Raw genomic sequence first — 11,829 nt, forward strand, 5'->3', positions numbered from 1 at the left:
GCTGCAGTCCCAGGTCTCCCGGCTGCGCAGGGCGCTCGGCCGCGACCGCGTCGAGTTCCACCCGGCGGGCTACCGGCTGGTCGCCGGCCCCGAGGACGTGGACGCCCGCCGCTTCGAGCGGCTGGCCCGCGAGGGCCGGCAGGCGCTGGCCGGCGGCGACGCCGGGCGGGCCGCGGCGCTGCTGCGCGAGGCACTGGAGCTGTGGCGGGGCGCGCCGCTCGCCGACGCCCCGCACGCCGGCGCCGCCGCTGCCGCCCTGGAGGAGCTGCGCCTGACCGCCACCGAGGACCGCATCCAGGCCGATCTGGAGCTCGGGCGGCACCGCGAGCTGGTCGCCGAGCTGACCAGCCTCACCGCCGCGCACCCGCTGCGCGAACGGCTGCGCGCCCAGCTCATGCGCGCCCTGTACGGCAGCGGCCGCCAGGCGGAGGCGCTGACCGTCTACGAGGACGCGCGGAAGCTGCTGGACGAGGAGCTGGGCGTCACACCCGGCCCAGAACTGGCCGCCGCCCACCTGGCCGTCCTGCGGGCCGACCCGGCACTGGCCCCGCCACCCCACCCGCCGATCGCCTCCCCCACCCGCCCCGCTTTCACGCCGCCCGGAAGCCCGGCTGCCAAGCCCGCGCCCGCAGCCGCCGAGCCCGTCGCCGCAGCGCTCGCCCACTCCACCGTCCCTCCGGCCGGCTCGGAGCCGTCGGCCGCCGGCAGACCGCCGGGGAACGGGCGGCCGGGGCCGCTGCGGTCGGGGTTACGCGGCCAGATCACCGGCTTCGTCGGCCGTACCGAGGAGCTGCGCCAGGTCGAGGAGAGCCTGCGGGACGGCCGGCTGCTCACGCTGGTCGGCCCAGGCGGGGCGGGCAAGACCCGGCTCGCGATCGAGGCGGCGGCGCGGCAGACCGGCGAGGTGTGCTTCGTCCCGCTCGCGCCCATCTCCGGCGGCGTGTCGCAGGCGGTGCTGGCGGGCCTGGACATCCGCGACGCCACGACGCACGTCCCCGAGCGTCACCACGTCGATCCCGTGGACCGGCTGGTGTCCGCGCTGGCCGGCAGGGAGCTGCTGCTGATCCTGGACAACTGCGAGCACCTGATCGCGGAGACGGCCGAGCTGGCCGACCACCTGCTGGCCGCCTGCCCCCGGCTGCGCGTGCTCGCGACCAGCAGGGAGGCGCTGGGCATCACGGGCGAGTCGCTGCTGCCGGTGACGCCGCTGCGGTTGCCGCCACCGGAGGCGGACGACCCGCTCGGCTACCCGGCGGTGCGGCTGTTCGCCGACCGGGCGGCCGCCGTCCGTCCCGGGTTCGCGGTGGACGACGGCAACCGGGCGGACGTCGTACGGATCTGCCGGGCGCTCGACGGTCTGCCGCTGGCGATCGAGCCTGGAGCACACGGACGTGCTGGTGGCGGGGGCGGCCGGGGTCGTGCTGCTGGGCTGGTTCTGGCTGCGGCAGCGGCGGCTGGCGGACCCGGTGATCGACGTGCGGCTCTTCGCCCAGCGGGCGTTCAGCGCCTCGATCCTGACGAACCTGCTGGCGATCTTCGCGATGTCGGCGATGATGCTGATGTTCTCCTGGTACCTGCAGCTCGTGCTGGGCTGGTCGCCGCTGCCGGCGGGCCTGGCGCAGCTTCCCGGCGGGCTGAGCGGCGCGGTCGGCGGCGTGCTGGCCGCCCGGCTGATCCCGCTGCTGGGCAGGAACGGCGTGGTCGCGCTCGGCCTGGCGATGAACGCGGGCGCGTTCCTCTACTACACGACGCTCGGCACCGAACTGACCTACCTGACACTGGTGCCCGCGATGGTGATCGGCGGGATCGGCATCGGGTTCGCGTTCACCGTCAACAACGACAACGTGCTGGCCACGGCCCCGCGAGAGCGCGCGGGCGCGGCGGCGGCGGTGTCGGAGACGGCGTTCGAGCTGGGCGGCGCGCTCGGCATCGCGGTGCTGGGCACAGTGCTGACGGGCGCGTACCGGAGCAATCTGGAGCTGCCTGCGGGGGTGCGGGGCGAGGCCGCGCGCGAGTCGCTGGCGAGCGCGCTCACCGTGGCCGAGGGACTGCCCGCGGGCCAGGCGGCCGGCCTCGTACGCGCCGCGCAGTCGGCCTTCCTCGACGGCATGCACCTGGCGTCGTACGTCACGGCGGGCATGCTGGCCGCGGTGGCGCTGCTCGCGCTGGTGGGCCTGCGAGGCGTGCCGAAGGTCATCCCGGAGGAGATGCCGGCCGCGGCCCGCTCCCGACCTCCCGCTCAGGGGCGCGCGGCCCGCTCCCGGCCGGACGGCCGCCCGCTCAGGGGGTGGGGTTGGTGGGGCAGGGCCGGGTGGTCGTGGGCGCGAGGCCGTCGAGCCGCGTCCCGATCATCCTGGCCACGCCCTCGATGGTCTCGATGCCCGTCCCCTCCCCCGGCTGCCGGTCGGTCTGCACCGACAGCAGCAGGTCGCGTCCCGGCCCCGCGACCCGCCCATAGCTGGTCACCGCCCAGGTGTTCTGGATGAACGGCCTGGGCGTCCAGCCGTTCTTGAGCGCCACCCGGTCGCCCGGCCTGGCCGCCGCGCTGACGCCCCACGCCTGGTCCTGCTGAACCTGCTCCATCAGCTCCAGCACCGTCCGCCGGTCGGCCCTGGTCAGCCCCTTGCCGCCCTTGACCAGCACGCGCAGCAGCCGGATGCGGTCGGCGGGGCTGGTCTTGGTGCCGCCCCAGTAGACGCTCGGCCCGGGTGTGGTCTCCCGCAGGCCGATGTCCCGGTAGAAGGAGCTCATCGCACCGCCGCCGCCGACGCGCGACCACAGCGCGTCGGCGGCCTTGTTGTCGCTCTCCTTGATCATGCGTTCCGCGAGGTCGCGCTCACCCTCGCTGAGCCCGGCGTCCCGCCGGTGCAGCAGCGCGACGAGGATGTCCACCTTCGCGCCGCTCGCGGTGATCATGTCGTTCTGGTGCTCGCCCTGGCCGATCCGTACGCCGGTGACCAGGTCGAGCGCGCCGTAGACGATGCGGCCGGGGCGTCCCGCGAGGTAGCGGGCGATATCGCGCTGGAGCCGGGTGCGGGCCAGGGCCGCGCCGCGCGGGTTGGGGATCGCGAGCAGGCAGCGGACGGCTTTGGCCGGGGGGCGTACGAGGATGCCCGCCCCGGCCCGCCCGGCCTCAGGCGGTGCCACGGACGCCGGCTCGCTGCCGCAGCCGGCCACGAGCGTCAGGCTCAGCCAGAGGAGCATCCATCTCGCACGCACGCCACCAACCCCCGATAGCTCGACGGGGGTCGTACGTGAACATGCCCGGCATCACCGGCCTATCCCTCACACTAGGGCTTTCCTGGACAGACCTTCAGCACGCCGTTGCCCGGGCAAGGCCGCGCACCGGCCAGGCGCGCGACCGTCACCGGCGGCCCGCCCCTCGGTGCGCGGCCCGCAGTCAAGCCCGCATCAGGCGCTAGGAGTCGAAGCCGAGCCCCATCCGGTCGAGCGCGCGCAGCCACAGGTTGCGCTTGCCCTGGTGCTGGTCCGCTTGGGCGATCGACCAGCGGGTGAACTGGATAACCCCGGAACGCACCGGCTCCGGCGGGAACGGAATCGGCTTCTCCTTCACCATGCGCAGCTCGGTCCGCTCGGTCGGCTTGCCGGACAGCAGGTCGAGCATGACGTTCGCGCCGAAGCGGGTGGCCCCGACGCCCATGCCGGTGTAGCCGGCCGCGTAGACCAGCCGGCCGCCGTGCGCCTGCCCGTAGAAGGCGCTGAAGCGGCTGCAGGTGTCGATGACGCCGCCCCAGCGGTGGGTGAAGCGCACCTCGTCGAGCTGCGGGAACGTCTCGTAGAAGTGCCCCGCGAGCTTGACGAACGTCTCGTCGCGCTGCTCGTACTCCGGCTTGACCAGGCCGCCGTTGTAGTAGACGGCGTCGTAGCCGCCCCACAGGATGCGGTTGTCGTCGGTGAGCCGGTAGTAGTGGAACTGATTGCCCGAGTCGCCGACGCCCTGACGGTTGCGCCAGCCCACCGAGGCGAGCTGCTCCTCGGTCAGCGGCTCGGTCATGAGCGCGTAGTCGTACACCGGCACCACGAAGTGCTTGAGCCGGCGCAGCAGCGGCGGGAAGACGCCGGTGCCGAGCGCCACCTGGCGGGCGGCGACCGCGCCGTTCGGGGTGCGCAGGGTGATCGTCTTGCCGTCGTCGTGCAGCGCGCGCACGGGGGTGCGCTCGTGGACGCGTACGCCGAGCCGCAGGCAGGCCTCCCGCAGCCCCCAGGCCAGCCGCGCGGGGTCGAGCATGGCGCAGCCGCTGCGCTCCCAGAGGCCGCCCAGGTAGGTGGGCGAGTCGATCTCGGCGCGCACCTGCTCCGCATCGAGCGGCACGTAGTCGAGCCCGAGGTCGGAGATGATGTCGAGGTGCTCGTGGAGCGCGTCCACCTGCCAGGGCTCGGTGGCGACGTGCAGCTCGCCGGTGCGCTCGAACGAGCAGTCGATGCCGTAGCGGGTGAGCGTGGCCTCGATCTCGTCGAGGTTGGTCACGCCCATGCGTTCGAGTTTGTCGATCTCCTCCGGCCACCGCTCCAGCCCGTTGGCCAGGCCGTGGGTGAGCGTCGCCATGCAGAACCCGCCGTTGCGGCCGGTGGCCGCCCAGCCGATCCTGCGGCCTTCGAGCAGGACGACGTCGAGCGAGGGATCGCGTTCCTTGGCCATCAGGGCCGTCCACAGGCCCGAGAAGCCGCCGCCGACGACGACCAGATCGGCGGTGGTATGTCCGAAGAGCCGCGCCTGCGGCTCGGGTCTGGCCGGGCTGTCCAGCCAGTACGGCTTGCGCTCCGCATCAGCCAGCGCCTTCAGCGGATCCACAAATCCCACTTCCCTACATGTCTACATGTGTGATGAATGAAATTAGCGGGATCAATGAGGTGATCACGCGCGGGTTCCCCCCGCCGGAATCCGATCTCGCCTCCCTGTTCCTGGTCAGCAGCCGATCATGTGCGAAAAGCCCCTCCGCGCAGGTGCGGAGGGGTGGTTGTGCGACATGGTCTCAGGCACGCCGCCGCGCCGCGACGGCATTGGCGATCGCGATCAGCACCCCGATACCGAAGATCAGCGTACCCATGACGTTGACCTGCGGCGGGATTCCGGTCTTGACGGCGCCGACGATCCACAGCGGGAACGTGACGGTCGATCCGTTGACGAAGCTGGTGACCACGTAGTCGTCGATCGACAGGGCGAAGGAGAGCATCGCGCCCGCGAGCACGCCCGGCATGATCGACGGCAGCGTGACCTGGCGGAACGTGCCCCAGGCGGTCGCGCCGAGGTCGCGTGCCGCCTCCTCCAGCGCCGGGTCGAGGCCGACGACCCTGGCCCGTACGGTCACCACCACGAACGACAGCGAGAACAGCACGTGCGCGATGATGATCGTGATCGCGTCGCGCGGCACGTTGCCCGAGACGAACAGCGACAGCAGCGAGGCGCCCATGACCAGCTCGGGCGTGGAGATGGCGGCGAAGACGAGGAAGTTCGTGGTCCCCGCGCCGCGGAAGCGGTGCCGGCCGAGCGCGAGGCCCAGCATGGTGCCGATGACGACGGTGACGACCGTGCTGACCACGGCGATCACCAGCGAGTTGCGCAGCGCCGTGGTCAGGTCGGAGATCTCGAACAGCTCGGCGTACCAGCGCAGCGTGAAGCCCTGCCAGGTGGTGTTGGACTTGCTGCGCTTGTCGTTGAAACCGAAGAGGATCATCACGGCGATCGGCGACGACAGCCAGATGATGATCAGCCAGGTGTACAGGTGCAGCAGCCGGTCGCCGAGCCTGGTGCCCCTCATCGCGCCGCCGCCTCGAGGACGTTCTCGGTGCCGAGCGCCCGCGCGTAGATGAAGATGCCGACGAGCAGCACGGCCATCAGCGTGAACGACAGCGCCGACGCGGTCGGGTAGTCGAGGTTCACCAGGTACTCGGTCTGGATGATGTTGCCGATCATGGTGTTGGACGTGCCGCCGAGGATGGCCGCGTTGACCGGGTCGGCCGTGGCAGGCACGAACGTCATGAGCACGCCGGCGAACACCCCGGGCAGCGAGAGCGGCAGCACCACCCGGCGGAAGGCGGCGGCGCGGGTGGCGTACAGGTCCTGGGCGGCCTCGACCACGCGCGGGTCCACGCGTTCGAGCGACACGTAGATCGGCAGGATCATGAACGGCAGGAAGTTGTACGTCAGCCCGCCGACCACCGCGAACGTGGTGGCCAGCACGTGGAAGTCGCCGGGCAGCAGCCCCCAGTCCTTCAGCGTGCCGAACAGGATGCCGTTGTCCGACAGCAGGAAGTTCCAGGAGATCGTGCGCAGCACGAACGAGACGAAGAACGGCAGCAGGAGCAGGAACAGGTAGACGGACTTGCGGGTGCCGGCCTTGAACGCGATCCAGTAGGCCACCGGGTAGCCGATGATCAGCATGGCGACGGTGGCCAGCGCGCCGTACCAGAGCGAGCGGCCGAGCTGGGTGCTGTAGCGGGCGAGCGCGTCGCTGTAGTTGGAGAAGCTGAACGTCAGCGCGTAGCCGTCGATGGCGTTGCCCGTCTGCAGCGACACCGAGGCCATCGCCGCCATGGGCACGACCAGGAAGATCGCCAGCCACAGCCAGCTCGGCAGCGCGAGCAGGTAGGGGGTGAGCCGCCGCATGGTCAGGCCTGGGTGATGGACTGGAAGATCGGGTTGAACACCTGCTCCTGCTCGTTGGTGAGCGGGGTGTACGTGCGCAGCTTGGCGTAGTCGTCCTCGGTGGGGAACATGAGCGGGCTGTCGATCATGCTCTCCAGGTTCTTCTTGGCCTCGCCCTTGGCCGTCTTGGCCTTCTCCCTCAGCAGGTCCTGCACGGCGGGGACCGGGGTGACGAACTGGATGTACTCGTCCAGCTCGGCGGCCACGGCCGGCTGGTAGAGGTAGTCCATCAGCATGAGCGCGTCCACCGGGTTGGCGGCGCCCTTGGGGATGAGCATGTTGTCGGTCCAGATCGTGCCGCCCTCGGCGGGCACCACGAACTTGACCGGCTCGCCGGCGAGCTGCCGCTGGAAGACGTCGCCGGACCAGGCCATGGTCACCCAGACGTCACCCTTGGCCACCGCGTCGATATACGACTGATCATAATATTTCCGGACAATTCCGGCGTCGCGCTGGGCCTTGAGCTTCTCCCCGGCCTTGCGCCAGTCCGCCTCGGTCGACTTCTCCGGGTCGATGCCGAGCGCGAACATCCCGAAGTTGCCGATCTCCTGGGCGTCGTTCATCATGCCGACCCGCCCCTTGTACTTGGGGTCGAACAACGCCTCGATGCTGGTGATGTCCTCTTTGACGTACTTGGTGTTGTACGCGATGCCGGTCACCCCGGACGTGTACGGCACCGTGTACTTGTTGCCCGGGTCGTACGGCCGCTCCTTGTACTTCTGCCCGGCGTTGGCCTGGAAGTTCGGCAGCTTGGAGTGGTCGAGCGGGATCGCGTAGCCCAGCTCCAGGAAGTGCTGGAGCTGGATGCCGTTGGTCATGACGACGATGTCGTAGCCCAGCGACTGACCGGCCCGCAGCACCGGGTCGGCCGCGCCGAAGAACTCGGCGTTCTCCTGGATGACCTCTTTGTACTCGTACGCGATGCCGGTGTCCTTCTTGAACCGCTCCAGCGGTCCCTTGTCCTCCGGCATGTACTCCGGCCAGTTCGCGAAGACGACCTTGCCGTGCTTGGTCTGCTTGGCCCAGAAATCGGCCACGGCGTCGGGCTTCGGCGGCGCCTGCTTCTGCCCCTGCACGCCACAGGCGGCAAGGGCGAGTCCTGCGGCGGATGCGCCCGCGAGCCTGAAGAGGTCGCGGCGGGAGCGGGGCTGCGTCCATCCACGCATGAGGAGGGGGTCCATGGGGTGCTATCGACTTCCAATCACGTACGAGTGCTGTGCCTGCCAGGACAGCCACACGGAGTCGCCACGCTCCGCCGTCGCCGTCGCGTCATGGCTGTTCTGCTGGAACACGGTGATGACGGTCTCCGCGGCGCCACCGTCGGCCCCCTCGGCGAGTCGCACCGCGTAACTGTTGTAGGTGCCGAGATAGACCACCTCGGAGACGGTGCCGCGGACGGCGCTGCGGTCGCGCGCCGGCTCCTCGGTGCCGATGGTGATCTTCTCCGGCCGGACGGTCACGGTCACCTCGCCGTCGTGCCCCGGCACCAGCACCCGGCCGTCGCCGACCTTCAGCTCACCGCCCGTCGCGGTGCCGGTGAGCAGGTTGGAGGTGCCGATGAAGCCGGCCACGAACGCCGTCGCGGGCCGCTCGTAGATCTCGCGCGGCCCGCCGAGCTGCTCGACCAGGCCGTCCTTCATGACCGCGATGCGGTCGCTCATGGTGAGCGCCTCGTTCTGGTCATGGGTCACGTACACGAACGTGATGCCGACCTCGCGCTGGATGCGCTTGAGCTCGATCTGCATGGCCTGGCGCAGCTTCAGGTCGAGCGCGCCGAGCGGCTCGTCGAGCAGCAGCGCCCTGGGCCGGTTGACCAGCGCCCTGGCCAGCGCCACCCGCTGCTGCTGGCCGCCGGACATCTCGCGCGGCATGCGCTTCTCCCGGCCGGTCAGGTCGACGATCTCCAGCATCTCGCCGACCCGCCGCTTGATCTCGGCCTGCGGCGTCTTGCGCTGCTTGAGCCCGAACGCCACGTTGTCCCAGACGCTCATGTGCGGGAAGAGCGCATAGGACTGGAAGACCATGTTGACGTCGCGCTTGTTCGGCGGGACGTTGGTGACGTCCTGGCCGTGCAGCTTCACCAGGCCCTTCGTGGGCGCCTCGAAGCCCGCGATCATCCTCATGGTCGTGGTCTTGCCGCAACCGGACGGGCCGAGGAGGGAGAAGAACTCCCCCTCGGCGATGTCCAGTGTCACGCCTTTGACCGCCTGGACGACCTCGCCATGCGAGTGATACTCCTTGACGACGTCTTCAAGCTCAATCGCACTCAGCCCGGTCATATCCAGGATTTTTCCTTAGTTATTCGCCGATGTAGTGCATGACGTGCTTGACCCGGGTGTAGTCGTGCAGGCCGAACACCGAGAGGTCCTTGCCGTACCCCGAGTGCTTGAAGCCGCCGTGCGGCATCTCCGACACGAACGGGATGTGCGTGTTGACCCAGACCACACCGAAGTCGAGCCGGTTCGACATGCGCATGGCGCGGCCGTGGTCGGAGGTCCACACCGAGCCGCTCAGGCCGTAGCGCACGTCGTTGGCCTTGGCCAGCGCGTCGGCCTCGTCGGTGAACGTCTGCACGGTGATCACGGGGCCGAAGACCTCGTTCTGCACCATCTCGTCGTCCTGCTTGAGTCCGTCCACGACGGTCGGCGCGAAGAAGTAGCCGCGCTCGCCCACGCGGTGACCGCCGGTGAGGATCTTGGCGTGCGAGGGGACGCGGTCGATGAAGCCCTGCACCCTGGCGAGCTGGTTCTCGTTGTTGAGCGGGCCGTAGAAGGCGTCCTCGACCTCGGGGCCGCCGGTGACGGTGGCGGCCGCGGCCTCGGTGAGCGCGGCCACGAACTCGTCGTGCACGCTCTCCTGCACCAGCACCCGGCAGGCCGCGGTGCAGTCCTGGCCGGCGTTGTACAGGCCCGCGGCGGCGATGTCGGCGGCGGCCTTGCGCAGGTCCTTGACGTCGTCGAACACCACGACGGGGGCCTTGCCGCCCAGCTCCAGGTGGACCCGCTTGAGGTCGTCCGCGGCGTTCTTGGCGACGGACATGCCCGCGCCGACCGAGCCGGTGATGGCCACCATCGACGCGGTCGGGTGACCGACGACCAGCGCGCCGGTCTCCCGGTCGCCGGTGACGACGTTGAAGACGCCGGGCGGCAGCACGGAGCCGGCGATCTCGGCCAGCTTGAGCGTGGAGACCGGGGTCGTGTCGGACGGCTTCAGCACGATCGTGTTGCCGGCCGCGAGCGCCGGGGCGATCTTCCAGACCGCCATCATCATCGGGTAGTTCCACGGCGTCACCTGGCCCACGACGCCGATCGGCTCGTGCCTGATGACGCTGGTGTGCTCGGCCAGGAACTCACCGGCCGTCGGGCCCTCCAGCGTGCGGGCGGCGCCGGCGAAGAACCGGAAGTGGTCGGCGGCGACCGGCGTCTCGTCCTCGGCCATCCTGGCCAGGGGCTTGCCGGTGTTGCGGCACTCCGCCTCGTTGATCTCGTCGGCCCGCGCCTCGATCGCGTCGGCGATCTTCAGCAGCAGCCCGGCACGCTCGCCAGGAGTGGTCCGGCCCCACGACTCGAAAGCGGCGGCCGCGACGGCGTAGGCGGCGTCGACGTCCTCCTTGCCGGAGACCGGCGCCTGGACGTACGCCTCACCCGTGCAGGGATCGATGATGTCGGAGAACCGGCCGCTCTTGGCGTCCACGAACTCACCGTTGATGAAGTTCTGCAGACGGGTTGTCATTCGCCCTCCTGGTGAGGTGGCTGAGATGCCGCGACTCTGACAGAGCAGGTGCATCTGGACAAGGGATTTCGTGGTGAAGATATCAAATTGCTACGAATTCGCTTGACAGACCGCCAAGAACTGACAACATGTCGCACCAGGACGGCAACCCAGCGGGAACGCCCCCGTAACGCCGGCCCGCTAGGAGGATCCGCTCGATGACGACGCCGCCGCGCGTACGCCGCAACAACGGTAAGTCAGGACCCGTGGTGCTCGACGATCTGTCCAAGCAGATCATCGAGCAGCTCCAGATGGACGGGCGCAAACCGTACGCGGCGATCGGCAAGGCGGTCGGGCTGTCCGAGGCGGCGGTCAGGCAGCGCGTGCAGCGGCTGCAGGACGCCGGGGTCATGCAGATCGTCGCGGTCACCGACCCGCTCACGCTGGGCTTCCCCCGGCAGGCCATGATCGGCGTCAACTGCGAGGGCGACCTGGAGACGGTGGCCGACGAGCTGGCGGCCATCGACGAGATCGACTACGTCGTGCTCACGGCGGGTTCCTTCGACGTGATCGTGGAGGTGGTCTGCGAGGGCGACGGCCACCTGCTGGAGATCCTCAGCAAGATCCGGGCCATCCCGTCCGTACGCGCCACCGAGTCGTTCGTCTACCTCAAGCTGCGCAAGCAGACGTACTCGTGGGGCACCCGCTGACCTGGGCCGTCAGGCGATCCGCGCGACCGCTCGCACCGGAGCCCCGTCCGCGCCCGGCAGCCGCAGCGGCAGCAGGGACACCTCGATCCGGCCCTCCGGCGCGGCGAGCAGCCGGTCGAGGTTGGTCAGGTTCTCGGCGATGACCGCGTGCGCGCCGAGCAGCACCCGGTGTGCGGGGAAGTCGTCGGCGGGGTCGGCGGGCGTCGGGTCCACGCTCAGCGCGTCGATGCCCACCGTCCGCACCCCGCGCTCGATCAGCAGCGCCGCCGCCTCCTCCGTCAGGTACGGATGCCCGATGTAGCGGTCGCCGCCCCACCACCGCGACCAGCCGGTGGCGACCAGCACGATCGTCCCCGCCGCGACCCCGCGGAACGGCTCAGGGCCGATCGGGGCGCGCGGCGGCAGGCCGCGCACGTCCACCACCGTCGCGGGACCGCAGAACCGGTCGAGCGGCACCTCGTCCAGGGCGGGCAGCGCGTCGTCGATGTGCTTCGGCGCGTCCACGTGGGTGCCGGAGTGCGAGCCGAGATGCAGGCCGAGCACGTTGACGCCGTCGCGCTCCACGGTGAGTGCCGGGCGGACCGAGACCTCGGGATCGCCCGGGTAGACGGGCATCCCGGTCTCGATCGGCACCGACAGATCGACGATCGTCATGACACCTCAGTGTGGCGAACGTGGAGCTGCTCTGCACGCCATCGGCGCGCCGCCCGCCGACTAGCCTTTCCAGGCCCCCGACCAGGC

At 70.4% G+C, this 11,829-nt stretch carries 10 protein-coding genes and 2 pseudogenes; 3 read left to right on the forward strand and 9 right to left on the reverse strand.

All coding sequences use genetic code 11. The features are described 5' to 3' along the window. Nucleotides 1–97 precede the first annotated feature (97 nt). Nucleotides 98–466: pseudogene (locus WBK31_RS27465) on the forward strand (AfsR/SARP family transcriptional regulator); the annotation flags it as partial. Nucleotides 467–748: 282 nt separating this feature from the next. On the opposite strand, the gene WBK31_RS27470 reads toward WBK31_RS27465, so the two are convergent. Continuing rightward, nucleotides 749–1,387 carry a hypothetical protein gene (locus WBK31_RS27470; protein ID WP_406673413.1) on the reverse strand — a complete coding sequence of 213 codons (639 nt, stop codon included), beginning with the start codon at nucleotides 1,385–1,387 and terminating at the stop codon, nucleotides 749–751. A 4-nt stretch (nucleotides 1,388–1,391) separates the two neighbouring features. Here WBK31_RS27470 and WBK31_RS27475 point away from each other — a divergent pair, with 4 nt between their 5' ends. Continuing rightward, entirely contained in the window at nucleotides 1,392–2,486 is a 1,095-nt protein-coding gene (locus WBK31_RS27475) for an MFS transporter (protein WP_406673414.1), read from the forward strand. Nucleotides 2,487–2,505: 19 nt separating this feature from the next. Here the strand turns inward: WBK31_RS27475 and WBK31_RS27480 are convergent. From WBK31_RS27480 to WBK31_RS27510, 7 genes and pseudogenes are all read right to left on the reverse strand, one after another. Next, nucleotides 2,506–3,204: pseudogene (locus WBK31_RS27480) on the reverse strand (serine hydrolase); the annotation flags it as partial. A 214-nt stretch (nucleotides 3,205–3,418) separates the two neighbouring features. Further along, nucleotides 3,419–4,813 (reverse strand): NAD(P)/FAD-dependent oxidoreductase, encoded by a 1,395-nt coding sequence (locus tag WBK31_RS27485; protein ID WP_406673415.1) that lies wholly within the window; start codon nucleotides 4,811–4,813, stop codon nucleotides 3,419–3,421. 181 nt (nucleotides 4,814–4,994) lie between these two features. After that, complete coding sequence (locus WBK31_RS27490; RefSeq protein WP_364070195.1) at nucleotides 4,995–5,780, reverse strand: ABC transporter permease; 786 nt, start codon at nucleotides 5,778–5,780, stop codon at nucleotides 4,995–4,997. Continuing rightward, a complete protein-coding gene (locus WBK31_RS27495) occupies nucleotides 5,777–6,628 on the reverse strand; it encodes an ABC transporter permease (protein ID WP_364070192.1) in 852 nt (283 codons plus the stop codon). Before WBK31_RS27495 ends, WBK31_RS27490 begins: the two co-directional genes overlap by 4 nt. Nucleotides 6,629–6,630: 2 nt before the next feature. Then, on the reverse strand, nucleotides 6,631–7,833 hold the full coding sequence (locus WBK31_RS27500) for a spermidine/putrescine ABC transporter substrate-binding protein (protein WP_364070190.1): 1,203 nt from the start codon (nucleotides 7,831–7,833) through the stop codon (nucleotides 6,631–6,633). Between the two features lie 21 nt (nucleotides 7,834–7,854). Then, on the reverse strand, nucleotides 7,855–8,946 hold the full coding sequence (locus tag WBK31_RS27505; RefSeq protein ID WP_364070188.1) for an ABC transporter ATP-binding protein: 1,092 nt from the start codon (nucleotides 8,944–8,946) through the stop codon (nucleotides 7,855–7,857). Between the two features lie 19 nt (nucleotides 8,947–8,965). After that, a complete protein-coding gene (locus WBK31_RS27510) occupies nucleotides 8,966–10,399 on the reverse strand; it encodes a gamma-aminobutyraldehyde dehydrogenase (RefSeq protein WP_364070186.1) in 1,434 nt (477 codons plus the stop codon). Nucleotides 10,400–10,596: 197 nt separating this feature from the next. Between WBK31_RS27510 and WBK31_RS27515 the strand changes: the two genes are divergently transcribed. After that, nucleotides 10,597–11,088 carry an Lrp/AsnC family transcriptional regulator gene (locus WBK31_RS27515; RefSeq protein WP_364070183.1) on the forward strand — a complete coding sequence of 164 codons (492 nt, stop codon included), beginning with the start codon at nucleotides 10,597–10,599 and terminating at the stop codon, nucleotides 11,086–11,088. A 9-nt stretch (nucleotides 11,089–11,097) separates the two neighbouring features. On the opposite strand, the gene WBK31_RS27520 is transcribed toward WBK31_RS27515, so the two are convergent. Then, entirely contained in the window at nucleotides 11,098–11,742 is a 645-nt protein-coding gene (locus WBK31_RS27520) for a cyclase family protein (RefSeq protein ID WP_364070181.1), read from the reverse strand. Between the last annotated feature and the right edge of the window lie 87 nt (nucleotides 11,743–11,829).

The sequence above is a fragment of the Nonomuraea sp. N2-4H genome (assembly GCF_045291505.1).
In the GTDB taxonomy this organism is placed as follows: Bacteria; Actinomycetota; Actinomycetes; order Streptosporangiales; family Streptosporangiaceae; genus Nonomuraea; species Nonomuraea fastidiosa.

Coding starts and splice junctions, on each gene's coding strand:
- WBK31_RS27490 (WP_364070195.1), bottom strand. CDS start 5,780: ATGAGGGGCACCAGGCTCGGCGACCGGCTGCTGCACCTGTACACCTGG.
- WBK31_RS27495 (WP_364070192.1), bottom strand. CDS start 6,628: ATGCGGCGGCTCACCCCCTACCTGCTCGCGCTGCCGAGCTGGCTGTGG.
- WBK31_RS27500 (WP_364070190.1), bottom strand. CDS start 7,833: ATGCGTGGATGGACGCAGCCCCGCTCCCGCCGCGACCTCTTCAGGCTC.
- WBK31_RS27505 (WP_364070188.1), bottom strand. CDS start 8,946: ATGACCGGGCTGAGTGCGATTGAGCTTGAAGACGTCGTCAAGGAGTAT.
- WBK31_RS27510 (WP_364070186.1), bottom strand. CDS start 10,399: ATGACAACCCGTCTGCAGAACTTCATCAACGGTGAGTTCGTGGACGCC.
- WBK31_RS27515 (WP_364070183.1), top strand. CDS start 10,597: ATGACGACGCCGCCGCGCGTACGCCGCAACAACGGTAAGTCAGGACCC.
- WBK31_RS27520 (WP_364070181.1), bottom strand. CDS start 11,742: ATGACGATCGTCGATCTGTCGGTGCCGATCGAGACCGGGATGCCCGTC.